Origin of the sequence: Micromonospora sp. HM5-17 (assembly GCF_003762835.1) — a bacterium.
In the GTDB taxonomy this organism is placed as follows: domain Bacteria; phylum Actinomycetota; class Actinomycetes; order Mycobacteriales; family Micromonosporaceae; genus Plantactinospora.
Genome location: NZ_RJWA01000003.1, coordinates 107,702 through 131,650 on the forward strand (window position 1 = coordinate 107,702; position 23,949 = coordinate 131,650).

A 23,949-nucleotide genomic window follows, 5' to 3' on the forward strand; every position below is an offset into this window, starting at 1 on the left:
CCGCGTACCGGCGACCGTCGATATGTCTAGGCAAGCCGGCGGATCCACCAGAAGCAGAACCCGGCCAGCAGGGCCGCGAGGGCGAGGAAGATCCCGGTCTCGATCCACTGCAGCGTCCAGAACTGGCTGTCCGGGTGGTAGACGACCTCCTGGCGCAGGCCGAGGGTGCCGAGCCAGGCGTGGCACCTCTCCGGCCCCCCGCCGCCCGGGCCACAGAAGTTCGGGTCGACGGGGCCGTGGAAGACCTCGCCGCCGGGGGTGATCGTCTGGTTCGACACCGTCCAGGCGTTGGCCACGTCGCCGCCGCGCACGTCCACGCTGCCGTCCTGGCGGATCCCCATCATGGCCAGGCTGTCGAGGTCCAGCGCCGGAGTCTCGTGACGTGCGGGAGCGAGGTGGGTGCGGATCCACAGCGGCATGGACGCGACGGCGGCGATGTAGCCGGCCAGGGTGGCCGCCATCGCCGGCATCGTTCGACGGACGAGCATGCCGCAGGTCACGCCCAGGACGAACGCGAAGACGGCGTAGCCGACCGGGGCGATGCCGCGGGCACCGTAGACCAGCGGGGTGATCCGGTCGCCGGCGGCGCTGTCGATACGTTCCGCCCAGATGGTGACGATCACGCTGAGCAGGCCGGCGGCCGCCGCCGAGGCGGCGCCGACGAGGGCGAGCTTGGCGGCGAGCCAGCGGGTACGGGTGACCGACTGGTTCCAGGCCAGGCGGTGGGTGCCGGCCTCGAGTTCGCGGGCGATCAGCGGAGCGCCCCAGAAGACGCCGATCAGGGCGGGTGCCACGTACAGGACGGCGAGCGCCAGGTGGTAGACGGTGCCGGCGGCACTGTCGCGGACCTGTATGAGGAAGTTCTCGGTCACGGCGTCGCAGTCACTGGAACAGGCGGCGACCTCGGCGTACAGGTCGGTGATGGTCCCGGCGGTGAGGAGCAGCAGGATGCCGAACGCGGCCAGGACGGCGACGGCGATCAGCGCCGAGGTGCGGAATTGGCGCCAGGTGAACCAGATCATCGGGTGGCCTCCCATTCGGGCCGGGGCGACGTGACAGCCTGCGACATGTAGGCCAGGACCAGGGCTTCGAGATCGACGGGTTCGGCGGTCAGCGTCGGGTCCTCGACCGGGACGCCGCCGCGTACGACGAAGGTGGACTGCCGCGAGGTGTGGCTCTCCTCGACGACCTGGAGCCCGGCGGGCAGGTCGGCCGCGGTACGGCGGGTGCCGGTGAGCCGCTGGTGACCGGCGGTCAGCTCGTCGACACCGCCGGCGATCCGGACCCGGGACGCCACCAGGACGATCACGTAGTCGCAGACGCGCTCCAGGTCGGAGACCACGTGCGAGGAAAAGATCACGCTGGTGCGGTGCTCGGCGGTGTAGGCCGCGAGGCTCACCATGAACTCCCGCCGGGCCATCGGGTCGAGGGCAGCCACCGGCTCGTCGAGGATCAGCAGCTCCGGGCGTTTCGCGATGGCCATGGTCAGCGCGATCTGGGCACGCTGCCCGCCGGAAAGCCGGCCCGTCTTCTGCCCCGGGTCGAGGCCGAGTTGCGCGATCCGTTCCTCGGCCGTCCGCTGGTCCCACCGCGGGTTGGTCCGGGCACCGAGGCGCAGGTGGTCGGCGATGGAGAGGTTCGCGTAGGTGGGGGTGTCCTGGGCGACGAAGCCGACCTTGGCGAGCTGCGCGGCGCCGGAGGCGGGACGGCCGCCGACCACCTCGATGGTGCCGGCGGTCGGGGACAGCATGCCGACCGCCAGTTGGAGCAGGGTCGTCTTGCCGGCGCCGTTCGGGCCGACCAGCCCGACAACCCGGCCGGGCGGGACGGAGAGAGTGCAATCGGACAACGCGACGCGTTGCCCGTACCGCTTGGTCAGGCCCTCGGCTCGGAGCACGGGGCTGGTCATGGCGGACTCCTTGCGTGACGGACGGTTCGGGGTGACCCCCGGTCGGTGTCGGCGGGAACGCTAGGAGCGGCCGGCGCGCGGGCACGTCGGTCGCGGCGACGAACCGGACGCCATCGCGGGGAGGATTCAGCGGTGGGTCCTCCGTGCGATGTACGCACCGAGGAGGCCCCCCGACGTCGTGGCGGATGATGTGGCGGCCGGACCGGCCCTGCCACACTTGCACGGTGCACTGGGCAGCGGCGATGGAACGCTGGCGGGCCTGGCTCGCCACGTTGCGGCGGCGGACGTCGGTCCCGCCGCCCCGCCCGTCCCGCTGGGCCTGGGGGGCGGACGCGCTCCTCGCCGTCGCGCTCGCCGTCGGCACTCTCAACGGTCTGATCAACGGCGACGTACCGGCGCGGCAGCAGGACATGCCGGCCGCGCCCCGGCGGCTGGTGGTACCACCCGAATGGATCATTCCCCCGCAGCCCGAGCCGATCTCGCCGGCCGAACTCGTCCTCTGGGCGGTGTTCGCGCTGGCCGTCGCGTTGCCGGTCGCCATTCGCCGGCGCTACCCCCTGGCGGTGTTCTGGGTGGTGGTCCTGGCGAGCGAGCTGTACCACGGGAAGAGCGGCCTCGACGCCACGTTCACCTTCGCCGCCTGCGTGATCGTCGGGTACGGCGCGGTGATGTACAGCCCGTACCGGGTGGCGGCGGTGACGAGCGTCCTGGCCGGTGCCGTACTGATCGTCACCGGGCACCGGGACAACCTGCCGCAGACCCAGCCCGAGCTGATCTTCCTTTTTCTCCTGATCCCGGTGGCGCTCGCGGCCAACGCCGTGCACACCCTCCAGCAGCGGGTCCGGGCCGTCGAGGCGCAGCGGGAGACCGAGACCCGGCTGGCCGTGCAGCGCGAGCGGGCCCGTATCGCCCAGGAGTTGCACGACGTGGTCACCCACAACGTCAGCGTGATGGTGGTGCAGGCGGGTGCCGCCCGGACCGTGCTCACCACCGCGCCGGAAATGGCCCACCAGGCACTGCTGGCGATCGAGTCGGGCGGACGCGCCGCGATGAGCGAGCTGCGGCACGTCATGGGTCTGCTCAGCATGGACGGCGACCCCGACGACCAACCCGGGTCGGACGACCTCACCCCGCCGCCCGGCCTCGCCCAGGTGCCGGCGCTGGTGGCCCGGGTCCGGGCCGCCGGGGTCTCCGTCGAGCTGGCCGCGGCCGATACCCTCGATCCATTGCCGGGCGGCGTCGATCTCGCCGCGTACCGGGTGGTTCAGGAGGCGCTGACGAACGTGATGAAGCACGCCGCCGGGGCACACGTGATCGTGCGGATCGACCACGGGCCGGAGGGGCTGCGTATCGACGTCTCCGACACCGGAGGTACGGCGTCGGCGTCGGCCCGGTTCGGCAACGGTCGGGGGCTGATCGGCCTGCGCGAGCGGCTCGCGATCTACGGCGGCACCCTCGACGCCGGTCCGGTGCCCTCCGGTGGGTACCGGGTGCGCGCGGTCATCCCGTGGAGCGGCCGTGAGCGGCAAGCTGCGCGTCGTCATCGCCGACGACCAGGCCCTGCTCCGTACCGGCTTCGCGATGATCCTCGGCGCCGACGGCGGGATCGAGGTGGTCGCCGAGGCGGCCAACGGCGCGGAGGCGATCGCCGCGGTTCGCCGTACCCGCCCGGACGTGGTGCTGATGGACATCCGGATGCCCGAGATCGACGGGCTGGAGGCCACCCGGCGGATCATGGCCGAGGCGGTGCCGGCCCCGCGCATCATCATCCTGACCACGTTCGACCTGGACCGTTACGTGTACGCCGCGCTGGCTGCCGGCGCGAGCGGTTTCCTCCTCAAGGACGTCTCCCCCGAGCGGCTGGTCGCCGCGGTGCACCTGGTCCAGGACGGCGACGCCCTGCTCGCCCCCACGATCACCCGCCGCCTCGTCGAGCGCTTTGCCCGGCAGGACGACCACAACGCCCTGCACCGCGACCTGTCCACGCTCACCCCGCGTGAGCTGGAGGTGCTTCAGCACCTGGCGCGGGGCCTGACCAACGCCGAACTCGCCGCCCGGCTGCACCTGAGCGAGACGACCGTCAAGACCCACGTGGCCCGGATCCTGTCGAAGCTCGGGCTCCGCGACCGCGCGCAGGCCATCATCGTCGCCTACGAGACCGGACTGGTCACCCCGGGCGGCGGCAAACCGACCTGACCGGCCGTCGGGTCCTGAGACCCGACCTCGTTTCCGGCGGGGGTCGCCGCGGGCTCAGCCGACTCGCCAGGGTCGGCTACCCGGCGGGCCGGGTGGCGGGCTCCACCCTGGGGGCCGGCCGTTGCCGGGGCGGGCTCCACCCTGGGGGCCGGCCGTTGCCGGGGCGGGCGCCCCGCCGGCGCGGTCCAGACCATGGTCAGCTGGTGCAGGCGGTGGCCGTCGTGCCGGATGCCCGGCACCGCCGGAGTCGGCCCGTACGCGACGAAGCCCATCTGTGTGAAGAAGCGGACGGCGCGGGTGTTCTCCACCAGGGTCTGGAGGTGGCACCCCGGGGTGCCGGACTCGACGAGCCGGTCGAGCCAGTGGTTCATGAGCGCCGCCGCGACCCCCGTACCATGGGCCTGCGGGGCGACGTTGATGTGCAGGTGGGCGGGCCAGCGTGGGTCCACGAAGCGGCCCGGGACCGGCTCGCGGCGGATCACCGCCCCGAGTCCGTCCCGCGCCGCGCGCAGCAGAAACGCCAGCGGACGTCGCCGCAGGAACAGTCGGTGGGCGCCGATCGCCCGGCCCATCCGCCGGCCCTCGCTGGGGAACCGGGCGCTGTCGAGGCACCCGGCGAGGAAGCCGACCGGCTCGCCGTCCAGGAGCGCGAGGAACAGCGACTCGGGTTCGAGATCCATGTACGGCGTCAGGAAGACGGCGGCCTGGGACTCCTCGTGTCCCCAGAGCGACGCCGTGGGCGTGCCCTGACCGGCACGACCGAAGAGCGCCCGCAGCCGGGCGCGGTCTCGTTCGGCGAAGGGGCGGATCTCCGCCCTCATGCCACCGTCGCCCTCCGCCGGACCACCATCCGAAGAATGCTACCGACCAGCGAAAACCCGGTCCGTCGGCGGGGACGGTGCCGGGCCGATCGCGCTACGAGGAGATGCGCTGAAGGCTGTCGTACAGCGTACGCAGCGACCGGATCGCCGAGCGGAGCTCCTGGAGGAACTCGCCGACGTGTGCCGGCCCCTTCGGCCAGGCCTGGAAGGTCGCGGTGTCGAACCCGACGGTGTCGATCCCGCACCGGTACGGGAGCCCCAGTGTGCTGATCGCGTCGGCGTGCTGGAACGGCACGTAGAGATGGGTGGTGACGAGGAGGATCCGCTCCTGGGGCGTCGGCCGACCGACCAGATCCGCCCAGGCCAGCATGGTGTCCGCGGTGTTCGCCCGGCGTCCCGGCTGGGTCGGGGGCGCGGCGACGACGCTGACCGGCCCCACCTCCGACGGGTACGTCTTGACCCACCAGTCGTGGCCCGCCTCGGTGGTGCCCTGCCGGACGGTGGTGTCGCCGAGCGGCGGGAACGCCTCCTGGGCCGCCATCAGCATGCCGTCGCCCTCGGTCAGCTCGACCGCGGCGCCGAGCGCCGCCGAGGTCACCGGCAGCGGACGGAGGCTGCCCAGGCCCGCGACCGCGCCGGTGGTGACCCCGCCGGCCAGCAGGTCGGCCGCGAACCGGGACCGCGCCCGGCCGGTGATGGGGCCGCCGCCGAGGATCAGCACGTGGTCGTAGTGGTCGGCCGCCGGTCGCTCCCGCCCGGCCAGGCCCAGCGCGGTCGCGGCGGCGAGGACGAGCCGCCGGGTCGGCTCGTCGTGCTCGGCGTACCGGGCCTGGCTGCGCTCGCCGCCGCGGCGGCTGTCCCAGACGATCGAGAAGTCGTCCAGATAGGCCAGCCGGCTGCCGGTGTCACCCGCGGGCACCGTCCCGCCGAACCTCTCGACGAGGGCCGCCAGCGCCGCCGAGCCGACCCAGTCCGCGATGTCTTCGGCCAGCGTGGCGGTCGACGCGCCGCCGGCGGGCCAGACCGGCAGCCGTACCGGAGGGAAGTGGCTCACGAGCTGATCCGGTGAGCAGCGGCGATCCGCCGGGTGGCAACGGCGACGACGTGACGCATGGCGACACTGTACCGGTCGATTCCGCACCATCCTGGCGTCCGCTGCCGCCGCCGGGATGCTCGACAGCGCCGGCCGGCTCCATCCACACTCGATAGATGCCCGTACCGCATCCGACGAGCCCGGCGGAGGTCGCCGCCGCGCTCGCGGAGGTCGGCTACCTCGCCGACGAGGGGCTGGCCGCGGCGGTCTTTCTCGCCGTCCGGCTGCGCCGGCCCCTCTTCCTGGAGGGCGAGCCCGGGGTGGGCAAGACCGCGCTGGCCGAGGCGCTGGCGCGGGTGCTCGGCGCGTCGCTGATCCGGCTCCAGTGTTACGCCGGTATCGACGCCAGTCAGGCGCTGTACGACTGGAACTTCCCCCGGCAGCTGTTGCGGTTGCGGGCGCTTGGCGAGGCGGCTGACGCCGAGGCGGCGGCCGCCGCCACCGCCTCGCTCTACACTCGGGAGTTCCTCGTCGCCCGACCCGTCCTGCAGGCCCTGGAGAACGCCCCGGCGGTCCTGCTCGTCGACGAGATCGACCGGGCCGACGACGAGTTCGAGGCGTTCCTGCTGGAGGTGCTGGAGAGCTACGCGGTCAGCATCCCGGAGCTGGGCACGATCCGGGCCGCCGTACCGCCGCTGGTCGTGTTGACCTCCAACCGCAGCCGGGAGGTGCACGACGCGCTCAAGCGCCGCTGCCTCTACCACTGGATCGCCCATCCGGACGTGACCCGGGAGACCGAGATCCTGCGCCGCCGGCTCGCCGGGCTCGACGCGCGTCTCGCGGCCGACATCGCCGCCGCCATGGCCCGGCTGCGCCGGGCCGACCTGGTGAAGCCACCGGGCATCGCCGAGTCTCTCGACCTGGCCCGCGCCGCCCTGGAGCTGGGCGAGTCGCGGCTCTCCCCGACGCTGGCCGAGGCGGCCCTCGGCACGGTCGCGAAACACCACGAGGACCGCGCCACGGTACGTCGGGAACTGGCCCGGCCCGCGCCGCCGGACGGCCGGGCTGGGAGCGGGGGGACGACGGTCGGCACCCCGGCGGCCGGCCGCGACGCAGCGACCGGGACGCCGGCGTGATCCCCGACCACCCCGGCGCCGACGCCCGGGCCGACCCTGGTCCCGGCTACGGACCTGACCTCGGGTCCGACCTCGCCGATCTCGCCGGTCGGCTGCGCGAGGCCGGTATCGGCGTCGACGCGGCGCGGGTCGGGTTCGCCCTGGCCGCGGTCGCGGAACTCGGCCCCGTCGACCGGCACAGCCTCTACTGGGGGACCCGACTGACGCTCTGCGCCAGCCCCGCCGACCTCGTCGCGTTCGAGGCCGCCTTCGCCGCCTGGCTCGCCGGGCGGCGGCAGCCAGAGCCGGCCGGTCCGGGGCATCCCGGAGAGCCCGCCGGGCTGCCGGCGCCGTCTCCGGTCCCGCCGTCCGTGGCCGCGTCGTCCGCCGTCGCGCCGTCTCCGGTCGAGCCGGCCACGGGAGGGCTCCGTGGTACCGGTGTACCCGCCGATCCGGCCGACCCGGCGATGCCCGCCGGGAGCGGCACCGAGGAGGGGAACACCGCCGGAGACGGCACCGGCGCCGAGGGGACATGGCTGCCGGGTCTTCGTGCCGTACCGACCGAGGTGCTGGCCCGACGGGATCTGCGTACCCTCACCGACGCCGAACGCGCCGAGATCCTCGCGCTGATCGCCCGGCTGGCCCGAACCCGCCCGGACCACCCGTCCCGTCGGCACCGCCCGGGCGGGCGACGACGGCTCGACCCGGCCGGCACGCTCCGGACGATGCTGCGCGACGGCGGCGAGCCAGCGCACCCGCGGTACCGGCGCCGGAAGGTCAGGCCCCGGCGGCTCACCCTGCTGGTCGACGTCAGCGAGTCGATGACCGGCTACCGCGAGGCGCTGCTGCGGTTCGCCCACGCCGCGCTGGTCGCCGCCCCGACCACGACCGAGGTCTTCACCCTCGGCACCCGGTGCACCCGGGTCACCCGGGCGCTCGCCGTTCGCGACCCGCGGCGGGCCATGGCGGCGTTGGCCGAGGTGGAGCCGTACCAGGGTGGCGGGACCCGACTCGGCCGGTGTCTACGGGAGTTTCTCCGCGCGTACGGCGGAGACCGTCGGGTCCGTTCCGCGACGGTCGTGATCGCCTCCGACGGGCACGACTCGGGTCCGGCGGCGCTGCTGGCCGGCCAGGTCGAGCGGCTGTCCCGGCTGGCGTACCGGTTGATCTGGGTGAACCCGCAGCAGGGCTGGCCCGGCTTCCGACCGATGGCGCCCGGGCTGGTGGCCAGCCTGCGGTACGTCGACGACGCGCTGCCCGGGCACAGTTTCGCGGCCCTGCGGGACCTGGCGGAGGTAATGCGACGATGACCGAACGGACGGTACGGCCATCGGACGCCGACGCGGCGAGCGCCGCGTCCGTGGACGTCGACCGGGCGCTGGCCCGGGACGACCTGTTGCAGTTGGCCCGAGACGCGGAGCAGGCGGTCGGCATCGTCCGCCAGCGGGAGAGCCTGGCGCGGCGGGCCGAGAACGAGCCGGACGTCTTCGGGCTGGCGCTGCGCCACTACCTGGCGGAGACCTCGTCCCGCCGACGCGCGATCCGCGCCCAGGCGTGGTCGTACGCGGCGACCATCGTCTGCTTCTGCGAACGGCTCGGCATCCCGGTCTCCAGCCCGCACCCGGCCGAGGAGATGTACGCGTTCGCCGCCGAGGAGCTCGACGGCGCCCCGGGCGGGGTGCTCGGGGGTGACGGGCTCGACCACGACCTGACGCTCGGGGTCTTCAACACCTACCAGCGGGCCCGGAACCTCCGCCTGCACGGCCGGTACGCCGAGGCACTCCAACTCGTCGTGGTCCCGGCCGAGGAGCTGTTCGGCACCGGGGCCGAACCGCACCTCGCGCACTACCTCTACGAGACCGGCGCCTGCCTGATCGCCGCCGGTCAGGCCGCGCAGGTCCCGAGCGCGCTCGGGGAGCGGGACCGGTACTGGACCGAGACCCGCGCGGCCGGCTTCTCGACCCGGCACCGCCTGGACCTGGTCCGGGGCCTGGCCGCCTGGCGACAGGGCGACCACCCGACGGCGCTGCGCGGGCTGCGGTCGGCACTGCGGCAGCTCCGCGCCGCCGCGCACCCACCGGACCCGGTGACCGGGGTGCTGCGGTCCTGGCTGGACGAGGCGCGGGCGGTACATCTCCTGTCGGTGACCCTCAGCCTCGCCGAACTGCTCGCCGCCGTCGGGCGGGACGGCGACGAGCCGGACGATCCCGGGGCGTCGGCGGATGCGGACCGGAGGCGCGAGGCGATCATCCTCGGCGGACAGGCACTCGCCATCGCCGAGCGGATTCGCGGGCGGTGGCGGGTCATCGCCCGATCCCGGGCGCCGCTGGCCGTGGTGTTTCGCCGGGTGTACGGCGACATCGCCCTGCTCGCGGCGCGGGTGCCCGGTCAGCCGGCGGCCCGGCTCGGGCTGCGGGTCGCGCTGTCGGCGAAGCAGACCGGATTCGCCAGCCGGATCCGGGAGGGCCGACTGCTGATGAGCCCGCACCTCGGCGGCCTGCTCGACGAGGTGATCAACGCCGAGGACCCGCCGGTGGCGTCGTTCGCCGCCGGTGACGAGGCGGCCCGGGAGGAACGGCTCGAACACCTGCGGTTCCGGCTTGAGGAGGAGGTGTCGCCGATGCTCGCCGACACCGTCCTGCCGGCACGGGTTCGGCTCCGTCGGCTGCTCAGGACCCTCGGCCGACGCCACGCCCTCGACGTCGTCGCGCTGCCGGACACGCTCGGCGGCGGGCGGACGAACTGGTTCCGTTCGCTGGTCCGGCCGGACCGGCGCATCAGCTTCGAACGGTTCACGACCGGAGCGGCGTACCAGGCGTTCTTCGAGGGGAGCGCCGACCAGCCGCCGTGGCTGGGCCGGCTGCGCGAGGCCGCGGAGGGGGCGGGCCCGGACTGGTACGGGCTGGCCCGTGAGATCCTTCCGGCCGCGCTCGTCGAGGACGCGTTGGCGGCCACCGTGGACCGCCCGATCGAGCTGCTGATCTCGGCGCACTCGGCGTTGAGCCTGCTGCCCTGGGCGGCGCTGCGGCTCGACCCCGACACGGCGCTGGTCGAACGAGCCGTCATCGCCCAGTGCCCGGTCCTGACCTGTCTCTCCGACCGGCGGCTGCCGCCGGTGACGGGATCGGCGCTGGTCCGGCTCGTCTCCACCGCCGAGCAGGGGGTCGATGTCGTCCAGGAGCGACTCGCCTGGGACCTGCCGGAGGAGCATGGCCGGGTGCCGTTGAGCCGGTGCGTGATCGGACCGGACAGCGCGCCCGTTCCGATCGGCGGCGACCTGCCGAGCGCGCTGGCCGACGCCCCGGACGACGTACGGTTTCTGCACGTCGCCTCGCACGGCGGCGGCCGGGGACTGGCACAGTACCTGCTGTTGCCCGAGCGGCTGCTGGCCGCGCAGGCACTGGCGATGACCTGGCCGACCTCGGTGCTGATCGCCTCCTGCCACGTGGGCCGGCTGGTCAACCCGGAGGACGCCGAGCCGTTGAACTTCGTGATGGCCCTGCTCACCGGCGGATCGCGGTGTGTGGTCGCCGCCATCGACGAGGTTCCGGACGTCCGGACCAGCCGGATGACCGCCCAGATCGTGGACGCCGTCCGGGAGGGGCCGGTCCGGCTCGACGTCGCGCTGCGCGAGGTGCAGTTGGCGTACCCGAAGGAGGCCGCGCCGACCTGGGCGCTGCTGGCCGCCTACGTCCGCTGACCCGCCCGCGCGGCGGCCCGGATGCTCCGGTCCCGCAGCAGCGCCACTCCCACGGCGGCCAGGCCGACGGCGAGGCTGACGGCCAGGGTCCAGCCGACCGGGAGCAGGTGCCCGTACGCCAGGCGGGCCACCCCGGTGCCGCCGAGCCAGCCGGCGCTGGCGCCGGTGAGAAAGGCCGTGACGAAGTCGACGGTACGCAGCGGAAGGTCCTGCGGGACGCGGCGCGACCAGCGCAGGACGGCGGTCGGCAGCGCGAGCGCCAGGCAGCCCAGGAAGATGATGAGCGGGGTCTGCAGCGACGCCGGGATCGGCAGTTTCGCCTCGAAGGCCTGGACGGCGGCGAGGATCATCAGGATCGCGCCGACGACCGAGGCCTGGACGAGGAGCAGTTGCTGCTGCGCCGCGCCGAGCCCGCGCTGCACGACCGAGGCGGTGAGCGCCGAGACCCGCTCCGCCTGGTCCCGCGCGATCTCCAGCTCGGTGATGTCGTCGGAGACCTGCTCGCGCAGTGCCTCGCCGAGAATCTGGTCGTCGGCGAGCGGTCCCTGCCAGCCGGGGGCGAGTGGCGCCAGCCGGCGGAGGTTGCCGAGGACGGCGTCGGCGTTGCGGGCGACCTTGCGGAGCCGGGCGTGCGTGGTGATCACCCCGGTCGAGTTCACCTGGAGGTGGGTGAGTTCGATGTCGGCGGTGACCAGGTCGGCGGCGGCGACCGGGGTGGTCCGGTGCAGCGCCAGGAGTCGGTCCACCGCGCTGTCGGTCCCGTGGCGAAGCTGCCGGATGGCGGACCCGCTGGCGTGGTAGATCCGACGTTGCTGGCGGAGCTTCGCGGCGTCGAGCAGGTAGTGCACGAACGGCCCGAGCCGGCCCCCGCCGGGGGTCCAGGAGAAGGCGTCCAGCTCGACCTCGGCCGAGGCCGCGCCGACGAGGACGAGTCGCCGCTGGTGGGGCCGGGTCGGTGGTGCCTCCCACAGCAGGAAGCCGTGGGTGGTCAGGGACGGCCGCCGGATCCAGGTGCCGTCTCCGGCGTCGGGGACCTCGGCGGCGAGCACCGGGGCGAGGGCCTCGGCGGTGGCCCGGTCCACGGCACCGTCGACGAGCCCGAGGTAGACCCGGGCGCCGCCGAGGTCGGTGGGGGGAGACGCCGGTTCGGTACGGTCGAGTTCGGCCTCGATCGAGGCCCAGCCGCGGGCGTTGTCGTTCGGGGCGAGCAGCACGGTCAGGCAGGCCGCGTCGCCGGAGCTGGAGAGCACGGCCTGGTACAGGGCGTCACCCTCGACGGCCCGGTGCGCGTGGCCGAGCACGGTGAGGCTGCCGGTCCCGACCCCGTCGCCGAGGGGGAGCGCGTCGACGTCGACCGCGGATCGCATCCCCAGCGTGGTGGTGACCCCGTGCCACGCCGCGCGGAGTCGCGGCGGTAGCACGGGACCGTCCAGTGGGGCGAACTCGTGCGCCAGCAGCCAGGGCCTAATGAGCATGACTGGGGCCCCGGCCGGATCCGTCGTACCGGGGGTGGTCACCCCTCGCCGGTGGGGCGGGGCCGCCGGAGGTGTCGGATCCGCTGCCGTCGAGCCAGGCGAGCTGCTCCACGATCACCGGGACCAGCTCGACGACCCTGGTGTACAGCGGCTCCGGCACGCCGACCCGGCGCGGGTCGTCGATTCGGGTGACCACCCGCGAACCCGGCTCGACGTCCTCGATCTGCCGCAGGACGGCGTCGATCCCCCGCTCGTCCCGTGCGGCCAGGTGCCGGGCCAGCTCCTCGACCGCCCGGCTGGTGCGCTCCCACTGCGCCAGGGTGAGCCGCCAGTTGGCGCACTCCGTCAGCAGTCGTCGCAGCGTCAGCAGGTTCCGGTAGAGCTGGTTCGGCATCCGGGCCCTCCACAGTGACCGTCATCGCCGGCTCAACGGTACGGAACAGCGGCAACCCGGTCCGCCGCCGTCGTCCGGGCCGGACTGGTCGCGTGGCCGTACGGTGAACCGTCCCCCGGCGGCTCGGCGGTCCGCGGGGTTGGACACGTCGCGTCAGCGTCACGCCGCTCAGGGTTGACGAGGTTCAATGGACAACAAGGCATCCGATTTGGTCTGGGCGTTTCTCGACGAGGGGCGGGCCCGACATGCTGAGCGCCGACGAACTGCGCAGCTACGCGCGGAGCATCCGCGACGAGGAGTTGGTCGTCGACGAGCGGCTGCTCGCGATGATCGAGTCCGACGTGGCCGCGTACCGGGAGTTCCTGCGGGAGCCGCGACCGCAGCTTCCGCCGCCCGAGATCGCGGATCTGCTGCCGCTGATGGGCTGGCTGCTGCTGGAGGCGTCGCTGGCGCCGCTGTGGATCGTGGAGGCGGGGTACGAGAGTCTCGACGGTGAGCGGCGGGCGCGCAGCGAGGCCGCCGCCGCGCTGATCGACCGGGCGGCCGACGCCGCCCGTGCGCTGCCCTGGCCGGAGTTCGCCCCGCGTGCCCTGGGAGCGATCCGTGCCCAGGCCCTGGTGGCGTCGAAGCGGGACACCGAGAGCGGCTACGACGACGCCTGGATCCTGCACCAGGAGGCGGCGAGGAAGCACGCGAGCTTCCTGGACAGCCACGGGTCGGACCCGTCCCGCGAGCGGTACGTCCGGGATCTCGGGGAGGTCCTGCTGCAACTGGCGCTCGCCGAGACCGGTACGGCGTGCCGCACCGCCGAGCGGGTGCTGAGCCGGTGGGCCGAGGGAAAGGAGGCCGGCACCTGGGACGAGCAGGACAGCGCGCAATGGACCCAGCGGATGTTCCGGCGGCTCGCCGAGGGGGTGGAGACCGGGATGCGGGCCCTGGACGTGGCGGCTGGGATCGCGCAGCGGTGGGGCTTCACGGACCGGGTGACCGAGGAACGGCTGGCCCTCCCGACAAGCCATCGCCTGCCGGCGATCATGACCGCTCGGGCCAACCTGCTGATGCTCTCGATGTGTCCGGAGATGGCGGACCTGGGCCGGATGCCGGACGGCTTCGACACCTGGGCGGAGGCTCGGGGCGACCTGATCGCGCGCTTCCAGGAGTGCTACCGGCACATCGAGCGCCCGGTGCTGCGCGAGGACGGCCGTCCCTGGCCGATGCGGCCCGAGCACGAGCGCTCGATGGTGCAGCTCCGGCTCCACCTGGCGCTGGCCGTACCGGGGCACGACTTTCCGGCCGAACTGGTCTTCGACCCGTGCGTCGGGATCAACCCGCTGACCGAGGAGGCGGTCGAGGCGATGTCGGGCTGGCTCGCCACACCGGACGCGACGGGGACGCGGCGCGGCGACGCCAATGTCATCGGCTCCGCCACCAAGCCGAGCTTCCTGCGCTCGATGGCGGCGCTCCGCACGACGTACGGCGGGACGGGCGGCGGGTACGTCGAGTGGCGCCGCGCGTGGTTCGTTCTTGACCGCCACGCCGACGAGCCGGGGCGCCGGGAGCGGGTCGAGCGGGCGCTCGCCGAGGCCGACGCCGCTTCCTGACCGGTCCCTGACCCACCGCCTCCGCCACCGCGTGTCTACGTCAGCACCGGTAACGGTCTCCGTGAGTGGTCGGCCGCCCCGGCCGGGTCGGGCACGCGGCGACGCCGCAGCGCCGGGCCGGGAGGTCGGTCGACGGCACGGCAGTGGCGCGGGTGCCCGCCGTCGAACCGCACGACGTGCGCCCGCGCCACCGGCCCGGTTTCCTGGACCGCTCAGCCAGGTGACCGAGGTTCGCGCCGCGGCTTCGGCCGGTCCGGAGACCGGAGTGGACCCGGCGAACATACTGATATCTATCGACGTCATCGTACTGGGCGCGTCGAGGATCGCAACGGTATGTTTCGATCTTTCGGGTGGTGGGGGACTGTGCGGTGTCGGTCGGGGTGATGGATCCGGCACTGACGGATATGGATCGGTGGCCGCCTGTCTGCGTACACTGCCGCCGTGACGGGGAAGGTCTCGGGCGGCTCGCGACGGGGGCGTCGGCGCGGTGAGCCGACCGTCGCCACCATCGCCGAGCTGGCCGGGGTCTCCAAACCGACCGTGTCGAAGGTACTGAACGGCCGGTCAGGAGTGGCGCTGGAGACCCGCCGCCGGGTGGAGGCGCTGCTGCGCGAGCACGGGTACCGGCGCCCGGAGGCCGTACCGGCCACGGCCAGCATCGAGGTGGTCTTCTACAAGCTGGAGAGCCACCTGGCGATCGAGATCATGCGCGGCGTCGAGCAGGTGGCCCGCCGGCACGAACTCGCCGTCGGCTTCACCGAGGTCGACGGACGGACATCGCCGGGCCGGTCCTGGACGGAACAGCTCCTGGCGCGGCGGCCGGTCGGCGTGATCGCCGTCTACGCGAGGTTCACCCCGGAGCAGCACGCCCAGCTCGCCACCGGTGGGATCCCGCTGGTCGCCCTCGACCCGACCGGGGAACCGCTGCACAGCACGCCGTCGGTCGGGGCGACGAACTGGAACGGCGGGATCGCCGCCACCCGGCACCTGCTCGACCTCGGCCACCGCCGGATCGCGGTCCTCAGCGGACCCCTCGACTACCTGGCGGCCCGGGCGCGGCTGGAGGGCTGCCGCGCGGCACTCGACGTCGCCGGAGTTCCGCTGGACGAGCGGCTGGTGCGCAGCGGGCGGTTCTACTTCGAGGACGGCCGTGACTTCGGCCGCGAGCTGTTGAGCCTGCCGGACCGACCCACCGCCGTGGTCTGCGGCAACGACCTTCAGGCGCTCGGCGTCTACGCGGCGGCCTGGCAGCTCGGCCTCCGCATCCCGCAGGACCTGAGCGTGATCGGTTTCGACGACATCGAGAACACCCACTGGTGCTGCCCGCCGATGACCACGGTGCGGCAGCCGTTCGCCGAGATGGGGGCCACCGCCGCCAGCATGGTCCTCCAACTCGCGGCGGGGGAGAGCCTCGTCCAGCACCGGGTCGAGCTGGCCACCACCCTCGTCGTACGCGGCAGCACCGCGCCCCCGGCCCGGGCCTGACCGGACGGACCGGGAGCGCCGCGCGCGACGGGGGTCTCAGGTCGGGGCGGCCGGCCTGCGGGCCAGGACGTACGCCTGCGGGACGCGAGCCGGCCCGCTCAGTCCGGCGCCGGGGCGTGGAGCGCGGTGAAGTCGAGGAGCAGCTCGGCGGTCCGCGGCGGGTCCTCCAGCATGGGGGAGTGTCCCACCCCGGCCAGCAGTTCGACCCGCGCCCCCGGGACGGTGCGGTACTCGGCGGCGGCGGAGGAGCGCCACCGCTGGTCCTCCACGCCGAAGATCACCAGCAGCGGCGTGCCGAGGGCCGCGAGCCGGGCCGGGAGCGTGCGCTGCGCCAGGTAGTCGTCGGCGGCCCGCGAGGTCGCGGTGAGCGCGGTGTACGTCATGGCGCGTACGTCGTCGACGAGCTGCTGGGGGATCTCGTAGCCGGGCCGGCTGAATCCGGTGGCCAGGCCCTGCCGGACGACCGTGTCGGTCCGGAACCGCCACAGCAGCTGCCCGACGACCGGGACGAACAGGAGCCGGCCGACGAAGCCGTCCGAGATGAAGGCGTCGAGCCGGGGTCCGGAGTCGATGAGTGCGAGCGCGGTCACGAGGTCGCGTCGTTGCTCGGCGAGCGCGGTGGCGACCGAGCCGCCGGTGGAGTGGCCGATCATGATGGCCCGCCGTACGCCGAGCCGGTCCAGCGCCGCGCCGACCCGCCGTCCCTGTTCCGGGATCGTGTAGTTCCCGCCGGCCGGCTTGGCCGACCGGCCGTGCCCGAGCAGGTCGATCCGGATGACGCGGTGGGACCTCGCCAGGAACGGGACCAGCGGGTCCCACCAGTGGACCGATCCGGCGAGGCCGTGGATCAGCACGAGTGCCGGGGCGTCGCGGGGGCCGTCCTGGCGTACGTGGACGGTCCCGCCGTCGAGGGCCAGGAGCGAGTCTCCGGTGGCCTCGGCGTCCTGCCGGGACACCGCCACGGCGTTCGTCAGGAGCAACCCGGCGACCGTGAGGAGGACGGCCGAGGCGACGAGGCGGCGCGGGCGGCGGCGTCCGCCGCGCTCGCCGGTCGGCTTCCCCGTGGGGAGCCGCGGGCCGGTGTCGGCCATCTGGCGGGGTTCGTCGACCGCGTGGACATCAACCATGGAGCCACTGTCGCCGGTCGCGTGCCCGGACGGCTTGGACGAATGTTCCGGTCGCCGGCCCGCCTAGCATGGGGGGATGCGGTCCACCGGTCCCGAACGTGCCGCCGCGGCGGTGTGGGAGGTCGTACCGCCCGCACGGGCCAGCCGGGTGAGCGGGGTCAGCATGGCCGGGTTCCGTGACCGTGGCACACCCTCGGCCGGTCAGCGGGCGGTGCCGCACCCGGGCGTGACGATCGCCCTGGAGTGCGGCGCCGGCCCGCTCGTCGTGACCGACGGCACCGGGCGGGAGCGGCGCGGCAGTCTCGTCGCCGGGCTCGGCTTCGGACCGGGCGCGGTCTGGGTGCGGGGCGGAAGCTTCGAGGCCGTACAGGTGCGGCTCTCGCCGGTGGTCGCCGGCGCGGTTCTCGGCGTCTCCCCGGCCGAGCTGGACGGCGCGGTGGTGGCGCTCGACGACCTGTGGGGCCGGGAGGCGTCCCGGCTCCGTGAACGGCTCGGCGATGCCGCCTCGTGGGAGGAGCGGTTCGGGTTGACGGAGGCGGTGCTGGCCCGCCGGCGCCAGGTAGGGGCGTCGGTGGACCCGGAGGTGGCCTGGGCCTGGCGCCGGATCGTCGTCACCCGAGGCATGGTCCGGGTCGACAGGCTGGCGGCCGAGGTTGGTTGGAGCCGCAGGCGTCTCTGGTCCCGGTTCCAGTCGCAGCTCGGCCTGCCGCCCAAGCGCGCCGCGAGGCTGGTCCGCTTCGACCACGCCGCTCACCGGCTGGCCGCGGGTGACGGCGTGGCCCGGGTCGCGGCGGAGAGCGGCTACGCCGACCAGTCCCACCTGCATCGGGACGTCGTGGCGTTCACCGGGGTGACCCCGGTGGCCCTGGCCCGGGAGCCGTGGCTGGCGGTCGACGACATCGCGTGGCCCGGCCAGGGAAGACGGCCCGAACCGGCGCAGGTTGGCGGTCGTCCAGACCCGACGGCGTGCCGTGGCTGGTAGCACGGCGGGGTCGAAGGCCGGCGTCGCCGCCCTTCGACCCCTCAGCACGCCGGTACGACCTGATTCCGCGCCCCGGCCCTAGGCTAGGTGCGGGGCGGCGTCGGCCCGGGTCCGGAACCCCGGACATGCGGCACGACCCGCTGCCGGACGCCCGTTAGCGTCAGCCGCGCTTTGCCCGGATGACGAACGCGCGCCACGCCTCCGGCCCGAAGATCGGTATGGGGCCGGTCTGGTCCTTGCTGTCCCGGACCAGGACGCGGCCGGGAAGGTCGGCCACCTCGACACAGTCCCCCCGCTCTGGCCGCTCCGGCCGGACTTGTGCCCGCTAGGCCGCGTCGCGGCCCGGCCCGCCGACAACAGCGCCGCACCTTCAACCAGCCCGACTGACACCTGTCTCAAGCACTCACACAGGGTGTCCACATCTTAGGAGGAAGACCACACCCAGTCGGCCAACCGATGCAGGACGCCGGCCGTTCGTGACCGCACGACGTGGACGGCGACGATTCGGCTGCCGTTCCGGAGCGGCGGATCATCGACGACGGGCGCATCCGGACGTGCAGATCCGACGTGTTCGCGTACGGCGGCAAGAGCCAAGAGTGCTCCCAGGCACGTTTCCACGCGTCCTCCCCGGCGGTCGCGTCGTCGTCAGCGGACCGGGGCGGTCGAGCCCCGGACGACGAGTTCGGTGGTCAGCAGTACGGGGTTGGACGGCCTGTCGTCGCGTAGCAGCAGGTTGACCGCTTCGATGCCCTTGGCGGTGTGGGGCTGCCGGACGGTCGTCAGGGGTGGAGCGGCGGTGGCGGCCTCCGGGATGTCGTCGAATCCGACGACGGACAGGTCGTCGGGCACCGCGAAACCCTGAGCGACGGCGGCCCTGATGGCGCCCAGGGCCAGCCGGTCGCTCATGGCGAGGATGGCGGTGGGCGGCGTCGGCAGCGCGAGCAGCGCGGCGGCCGCCGCAGCGCCGTCGCGTTCCTGGACGCCGGCGGCCGAAACGACCACGGTCGTGCCGCCGGCGTCGAGCGCGGGCGCCAGGCCGTCGCGGTAGCCGTCCAACCGGGCCCGGTTCGCGACGTACGCGGTGGCCGCGGCCAGTCCGGCCGCGGCGATGCCCGGCGAGGACCCGGGGCCCAGAGCGAAGCTGATCACGCCGAACCGTCGATGGCCGAGGCCGACGAGGTGGGTGGCGGCGGAGCGGGCGGCGGCTCGGTCGTCGATACCGACGTACGGCTGACCCTCGGCGACCGGCGCGTCGAGGCCGACGACCGGCAGCCGACGGGCCCGTAGCAACTCCCGGCGCTCGGGTTCCAGCGGGTCGCAGAACGCTACGAAACCGTCCACCAACGCCGAGGAGACGATGTCCGGCTGGCCCGGTTCAGCCCGGGGCACGAGGACCAGCGACGAGCCCTGCTCAGCACAGGCCCGGGCGACGCCGGCCATGGTGAGGCGCGCCGCGGCGTCCTCGAACAGGTAGTTGAGCGGCTCGTGCACGATGAACCCGACGGCGCCGGTGCGCCCGCGACGGAAGGTGCTCGCCAGCGGATCGGGCCCCGGATAACCGGCCTCCCGGGCCGCCGCCAGGATCCGCTGTCGCAGGTCGGGGCTGAGCTGGTCGGGTCGGTTGAACGCGTTACTGACCGTCGCTTGACTCACGCCGAGGGCGCGGGCGAGATCGGTCATGCGTGGTCGTGGATCGGTGGGCATCTGATCACTCTCTGAACTTGTGCGGCCCTCCTGATACGTATAAGTTTACCGCGTGGCCGTGGCGATGGGGAGAGCGACGGGGGGCGTACGGTTCGTCGACTGGATGCGTCCAGGCATCGCGTTCGCCGTCAACGGTGCCCTCTACGGCAGTCTGCTGGCCCGATTTCCGGAGATCGCCGACCGGGTGTCGGCCAGCGAGAGCCAGTTCGGGGTGGCACTGTTCGCTGCCGCCATCGGCGGGCTGTTGGGCTCGCTGGCGGCGCCGAGGTTGACCCGTGCCGTCGGCGATCTCCGGGCGGCCCTCGTCGCTGGCACCGGTTACGCGGCACTAGCCGTGGCCGTCGCCTGGGCACCCGATCTGACCCTGCTCGGCTGCGCGCTGCTTCTTGTCGGGATCCTCGACGGGGCACACGACGTGACGATGAACGCCGCCGCCGTGCGGGCCCAGCAACAACTCTCCACCGTGCTGATGGGCCGCCTGCACGCCACCTGGTCGCTGTCGCTCGTCGGCGCCGGGGCGCTCGGTGCCGCCGCCGCGGGGCTGGCGGTGCCGGTGCCGCTGCACATCAACCTGGTCGCGGTCGCCGCGATCGCCCTGCAGTTGATCGTGGCCGGGCGACGGGAGTCGGTGCCGGCCGGGCGCAGCACGGTGCCGGTGGCCGCGGTGCCGCCAGAGTCAGCGGAGTCGGCGGAGCGGGATCCGGCGTCAGCCGTTCGGCCGGTGCGCCTGCGCCACGTCCTGCCGGTGCTCGGTCTGGCGGCGCTCGCGGCGAGCTACGTCGAGAGTCCGGGACAGGAGTGGACCGGGTTGCTCCTCAGCCGCGGTCTGCACGCCGAGGCTCAGGTCGCCGCGTCGGCGCCCGTGCTGTTCGCCGCCGGGCTGGTGGCGTCCCGGCTGGCGCTCGACAGTGCCCAGCGACGCTTGGGCTCACGCGCGGTGGCCATCGCGAGCGGAGTGACCATGCTGCTGGCGGTACTCGCCGGGACGCTGTTCACCGCCGTCCAGGCGGCGCCGGTCTGGGCCTTGGCCGCCATCGCCGTCGCGGGCGTCGGTGCTGGTCCGGTCTTCCCGCTGCTGTTCGGAGCCGCGGACCACCTCTCGGTGCGCCACGGCATACCCGCTGCCCGGACCGCGTCGATCGTGTCGGCGCTGTCCCGGATCGGCGCCATCTCCGCCCCGGTCGTGGTGGGACCGCTCACCGAGACGCTGGGGATGGCGATGGTCTTCGCCGTCATGGCGACCGGAGCGCTACTGGTGTTGCTCGCTCTCCCCCGCGCCGCCGGTGACCCGCCAGCGGTACGCAACGGCCGATGACCGAGACGAACGGAGATCGACGATGGATTACTGCCGACTCGGCGGGACCGGCATGACCGTCTCTCGGCTGTGCCTCGGCGGCATGAGCTTCCGGGAGCCTGGTCGGGGTGCCGGCCCGGACCACTCGCGGTCGGCGGTGTATTGATCATCGCCCCATCCGACACGTCAGTGTCGCCGCATGCCACGAACTGCTCGTCGTTCCGCCGGCAGAGGTCGGCCCACCATCTGTCGCAGGACGAGCTTTCGCACCTCCTCCGCGCAGAGCACGAGGCTGCCGAGGAGCGCGCAGAGTGCCCACTGCCCCGGGGTGAGCGGCGCGGTCTCGAACGCCCGGTTGAGCAGGGGAACGTGTACGACCGCCACCTGGAGCAGCAGCGAGACGGCGATGGCCGCCCAGAGCAACCTGTTGCTGAACATGGTCGGGAAGGCGCTGTGCCGCGCCGACCGGGAGTTGAAGCAGTTGCAGAGCTGCGCCAGTACCAGCGTGGTGAACGCGGCGGTCCGGGCCTCGGCCTGGGACTCCGTACCCTCGATGAGTCCGCCCGGATGGTGGATGTCGAACGCCAGCAGCGCCACCACCGCCATGACCAGACCGACGAAGCCGACCGCCCACCACATCGCACGGTTGAGGACCCGTTCGGTTGGTGGTCGCGGCGGATGGCGCATCACGTCGTCCGGCGGCGGGTCCACCCCCAGGGCCAGCGCCGGTCCGGTGTCGGTCAGCAGGTTGATCCAGAGGATCTGGGTGGCCAGCAGCGGTGCCGCGATCTCCTCTCCCTGGGCCAGGCCGATCACACCGGCCAGCACCACGCCGAGGAGCATGGTGAGGACCTCACCGATGTTCGACGACAGGAGATAGCGAAGGAACGTACGGATGTTGGTGAAGATTCCGCGCCCCTCGCGGACCGCCCGAACGATGGTGGCGAAGTTGTCGTCGACGAGGATCATCCGCGCGGCTTCCTTCGTGACGTCGGTGCCCGTCACGCCCATCGCGATGCCGATGTCCGCCGTCTTCAACGCGGGCGCGTCGTTCACCCCGTCGCCGGTGGTGGCGACGATGTTCCCCTCTGCCTGGAGGGCGTCGACGAGCCGCAGCTTCTGCTCCGGCGTCACCCGGGCGTAGACGGATCGGTCCCGGACGACCTGGCGAAGACCTCGTTCGTCGAGGTCGGCCAGTTCGGCGCCGGTCACCGCCGGTTCGCCCGCGGTGACGATGCCGAGCTCCGCGGCGATCCGCGCCGCCGTACGGGGATGGTCGCCCGTGATCATGATGACCCGTACGCCGGCCTGCCGTACCTCGGCGACGGCCGCCCGTGCCTCGGGGCGGGGTGGATCGAGCATCCCCACCACACCGGCGAAGACGAGATCCCGCTCCAGGGTCTCCGGCTTCTCCGGCGGGCGGGTCGCCTCGAGCGGCTGGTACGCGACCGCCAGGGTACGCAGCGCCTCGTCGGCGAACCGTTCCACGACGGCGTGGATCTCCCGGCGACGTTCGTCGGTCAGCGGCCGCACGTGCCCGGCCGCCCGCTCGCGGGTGCAGCGGGCCAGCACCTCGTCCGGCGCGCCCTTGGTCACCACGACGAGCCGGCCATCGCGCTCCGCGTCCGCCTCGAGGGTGCTCATCATCCTGCGTTCGGAGGTGAACGGCACGTCGGCCAGCCGCTGGAACCGGTCGCGTCGGATCTCGGTCAGGCCCTCGATCTTGCGCTCGGCCACCAGGAACGCCGCCTCGGTCGGGTCCCCCCGGACCACCCACGCGCCGTTCTCCCGCTCGATGGCGGCGTCGTTGGCCAGGCTGCCCCCGCCGAGCACGATCCGTACCTCGTCCAGCAGGACGCCCTCGTCGACCGGGCGCCCGTCGACGGTCACCGCCCCCTCGGCCTGGTAGCCCGTACCGGTCAGCGCCACCTCGCCGGAGGCGGTGACCACCCGGCGGATGGTCATCTCGTTGCGGGTCAGGGTGCCGGTCTTGTCCGAGCAGATCACCGTCGTCGAGCCGAGGGTTTCCACCGAGGAGAGCTGCTTGACGATCGCCCGCTGCCGGGCCATCCGCTGCACACCGAGGGCCAGTACGACCGAGAGGATCGCGGGCAGGCCCTCGGGTACGGCGGCCACCGCGAGCGCCACGCCGACGAGGAGCACGTCCACCACGTCGCGAGCGCTCCGGATGTCCTCGGTGAGGAAGATGGCACCGACCACCAGCACGGCGGTCACCACGACCGCCAGGCCGAGCAGCCGGCCCACCTGCGTGATCTCCCGCTGCAGCGGGGTGCGTTCCTCCCTGGTCTCGGTCAGCAGCCGGGCCACCCGGCCCATCTCGGTGGCCATGCCGGTGGCGGTCACCACCGCCCGCCCGCGTCCCTGGGTCACCGCCGTGCCGTGGAACACCATGTTGGTCCGGTCGGCCAACGGCGTCGGACCGGGCAGGGGGTCGCTGTGCTTGGCCGACGACTCGCTCTCCCCGGTCAACGCGGCCTCGGCGATCTGGAGCGACGACGCCTCGACCAGCCGGCCGTCCGCACTCACCGCGTCGCCCTCGGCGAGCACGAGGACGTCTCCCGGCACCACCTCGACCGCGGGAATCGTGAGTTCCCTGCCGTCCCGGACCACCGTGGCGTGTGGTGCCGCGATCCGACGTAACGCGGTCACCGCCGCCTCGGCACGGGACTCCTGGATGAAGCCGAGGACGGCGTTGCCCAGCAGGATGGCGATGATCACCAGGACCTCGAACGGTGGGCCCTTGGCCCCTTCGACCAGCCAGACCACGGCAGAGATCGCGGCGGCGCCGAGGAGCAGGTAGACCACCGGGTCGGCGAACTGGCCGAGGAAACTGCGCCACCCGGAGACCCGTGCCCGCGGCGTGAGCTCGTTGCGCCCCGACCGGCTCAGCCGGGCGGCAGCCTCCGCCCCGGTGAGCCCTCGTCGCGCATCCGTGCCGAACCTGGCCGCGACCTCCGTGACGTCGAGCAACGAGGGATCGTCGCCGGGGCCGGGCCTCGCCATGCCATCATTCTTCTCGGTCAAACAGGGTTCGGCAGCCGAAGCGGTGACTCGCCCGAATCAGACATTTCCGGCGCTACGCCGATCGGCTG

At 73.5% G+C, this 23,949-nt stretch carries 17 protein-coding genes and 2 pseudogenes; 9 read left to right on the top strand and 10 right to left on the bottom strand.

The window, feature by feature from the left end:
- Positions 1 to 26: 26 nt before the first annotated feature.
- Positions 27 to 1,022 carry a hypothetical protein gene (locus EF879_RS09905; protein ID WP_123557153.1) on the bottom strand — a complete coding sequence of 332 codons (996 nt, stop codon included), beginning with the start codon at positions 1,020 to 1,022 and terminating at the stop codon, positions 27 to 29.
- Positions 1,019 to 1,909 carry an ABC transporter ATP-binding protein gene (locus EF879_RS09910; protein WP_123557155.1) on the bottom strand — a complete coding sequence of 297 codons (891 nt, stop codon included), beginning with the start codon at positions 1,907 to 1,909 and terminating at the stop codon, positions 1,019 to 1,021. The genes EF879_RS09905 and EF879_RS09910 overlap by 4 nt, the downstream gene beginning before the upstream one ends.
- 950 nt (positions 1,910 to 2,859) lie before the next feature.
- Between EF879_RS09910 and EF879_RS28780 the strand changes: the two are divergent.
- Positions 2,860 to 3,357, top strand: a pseudogene (locus EF879_RS28780) (sensor histidine kinase); the annotation flags it as partial.
- 70 nt (positions 3,358 to 3,427) lie between these two features.
- Complete coding sequence (locus EF879_RS09920) at positions 3,428 to 4,105, top strand: response regulator transcription factor (protein WP_123557157.1); 678 nt, start codon at positions 3,428 to 3,430, stop codon at positions 4,103 to 4,105.
- On the opposite strand, the gene EF879_RS09925 is transcribed toward EF879_RS09920, so the two are convergent.
- Both EF879_RS09925 and EF879_RS09930 read right to left on the bottom strand, forming a co-directional pair.
- Positions 4,060 to 4,926: a GNAT family N-acetyltransferase gene (locus EF879_RS09925; protein ID WP_199736301.1), complete on the bottom strand. Its 867-nt coding sequence runs from the start codon at positions 4,924 to 4,926 to the stop codon at positions 4,060 to 4,062. The genes EF879_RS09920 and EF879_RS09925 overlap by 46 nt on opposite strands.
- A 94-nt stretch (positions 4,927 to 5,020) precedes the next feature.
- Positions 5,021 to 5,980 (bottom strand): hypothetical protein, encoded by a 960-nt coding sequence (locus EF879_RS09930; RefSeq protein WP_158624148.1) that lies wholly within the window; start codon positions 5,978 to 5,980, stop codon positions 5,021 to 5,023.
- 155 nt (positions 5,981 to 6,135) lie between these two features.
- Between EF879_RS09930 and EF879_RS09935 the strand changes: the two genes are divergently transcribed.
- Genes EF879_RS09935 through EF879_RS09945 form a run of 3 tightly spaced genes read left to right on the top strand, consistent with a single transcriptional unit; the run spans position 6,136 to position 10,774 of the window.
- Positions 6,136 to 7,095, top strand: coding sequence for a MoxR family ATPase (locus tag EF879_RS09935; RefSeq protein WP_123557160.1), 960 nt, complete (start codon positions 6,136 to 6,138; stop codon positions 7,093 to 7,095).
- Positions 7,092 to 8,384: a VWA domain-containing protein gene (locus tag EF879_RS09940; protein ID WP_123557162.1), complete on the top strand. Its 1,293-nt coding sequence runs from the start codon at positions 7,092 to 7,094 to the stop codon at positions 8,382 to 8,384. Before EF879_RS09935 ends, EF879_RS09940 begins: the two co-directional genes overlap by 4 nt.
- Positions 8,381 to 10,774: a CHAT domain-containing protein gene (locus EF879_RS09945; protein ID WP_123557164.1), complete on the top strand. Its 2,394-nt coding sequence runs from the start codon at positions 8,381 to 8,383 to the stop codon at positions 10,772 to 10,774. Before EF879_RS09940 ends, EF879_RS09945 begins: the two co-directional genes overlap by 4 nt.
- Here EF879_RS09945 and EF879_RS09950 read toward each other — a convergent pair.
- Together EF879_RS09950 and EF879_RS09955 are read right to left on the bottom strand one after the other, a co-directional pair.
- Complete coding sequence (locus tag EF879_RS09950) at positions 10,762 to 12,249, bottom strand: CATRA conflict system CASPASE/TPR repeat-associated protein (RefSeq protein ID WP_123557166.1); 1,488 nt, start codon at positions 12,247 to 12,249, stop codon at positions 10,762 to 10,764. The genes EF879_RS09945 and EF879_RS09950 overlap by 13 nt on opposite strands.
- The gene (locus EF879_RS09955) at positions 12,239 to 12,643 is read right to left on the bottom strand and encodes a CATRA system-associated protein (protein WP_123557168.1); all 405 of its coding nucleotides are present in this window, start codon (positions 12,641 to 12,643) and stop codon (positions 12,239 to 12,241) included. Before EF879_RS09955 ends, EF879_RS09950 begins: the two co-directional genes overlap by 11 nt.
- A 245-nt stretch (positions 12,644 to 12,888) precedes the next feature.
- Here EF879_RS09955 and EF879_RS09960 point away from each other — a divergent pair, with 245 nt between their 5' ends.
- Together EF879_RS09960 and EF879_RS09965 are read left to right on the top strand one after the other, a co-directional pair.
- Positions 12,889 to 14,244 carry a hypothetical protein gene (locus tag EF879_RS09960; protein ID WP_123557170.1) on the top strand — a complete coding sequence of 452 codons (1,356 nt, stop codon included), beginning with the start codon at positions 12,889 to 12,891 and terminating at the stop codon, positions 14,242 to 14,244.
- A gap of 441 nt (positions 14,245 to 14,685) precedes the next feature.
- Positions 14,686 to 15,729 (top strand): LacI family DNA-binding transcriptional regulator, encoded by a 1,044-nt coding sequence (locus tag EF879_RS09965; RefSeq protein ID WP_123557172.1) that lies wholly within the window; start codon positions 14,686 to 14,688, stop codon positions 15,727 to 15,729.
- A 98-nt stretch (positions 15,730 to 15,827) separates the two neighbouring features.
- Here the strand turns inward: EF879_RS09965 and EF879_RS09970 are convergent, their stop codons facing one another.
- Positions 15,828 to 16,856 (bottom strand): alpha/beta fold hydrolase, encoded by a 1,029-nt coding sequence (locus EF879_RS09970; RefSeq protein WP_233604362.1) that lies wholly within the window; start codon positions 16,854 to 16,856, stop codon positions 15,828 to 15,830.
- A 76-nt stretch (positions 16,857 to 16,932) separates the two neighbouring features.
- Between EF879_RS09970 and EF879_RS09975 the strand changes: the two genes are divergently transcribed.
- A complete protein-coding gene (locus EF879_RS09975) occupies positions 16,933 to 17,838 on the top strand; it encodes an AraC family transcriptional regulator (protein ID WP_123557174.1) in 906 nt (301 codons plus the stop codon).
- A 160-nt stretch (positions 17,839 to 17,998) separates the two neighbouring features.
- On the opposite strand, the pseudogene EF879_RS28075 reads toward EF879_RS09975, so the two are convergent.
- Together EF879_RS28075 and EF879_RS09990 are read right to left on the bottom strand one after the other, a co-directional pair.
- A pseudogene (locus EF879_RS28075) lies at positions 17,999 to 18,130 on the bottom strand (DUF397 domain-containing protein); the annotation flags it as partial.
- A 353-nt stretch (positions 18,131 to 18,483) separates the two neighbouring features.
- Positions 18,484 to 19,542: a LacI family DNA-binding transcriptional regulator gene (locus EF879_RS09990; RefSeq protein WP_233604363.1), complete on the bottom strand. Its 1,059-nt coding sequence runs from the start codon at positions 19,540 to 19,542 to the stop codon at positions 18,484 to 18,486.
- Positions 19,543 to 19,645: 103 nt separating this feature from the next.
- Here EF879_RS09990 and EF879_RS09995 point away from each other — a divergent pair, with 103 nt between their 5' ends.
- Positions 19,646 to 20,857, top strand: coding sequence for an MFS transporter (locus EF879_RS09995; protein ID WP_233604364.1), 1,212 nt, complete (start codon positions 19,646 to 19,648; stop codon positions 20,855 to 20,857).
- Positions 20,858 to 21,022: 165 nt separating this feature from the next.
- On the opposite strand, the gene EF879_RS10000 is transcribed toward EF879_RS09995, so the two are convergent.
- Positions 21,023 to 23,860 (bottom strand): cation-translocating P-type ATPase, encoded by a 2,838-nt coding sequence (locus tag EF879_RS10000; protein ID WP_123557182.1) that lies wholly within the window; start codon positions 23,858 to 23,860, stop codon positions 21,023 to 21,025.
- Positions 23,861 to 23,949: the final 89 nt, after the last annotated feature.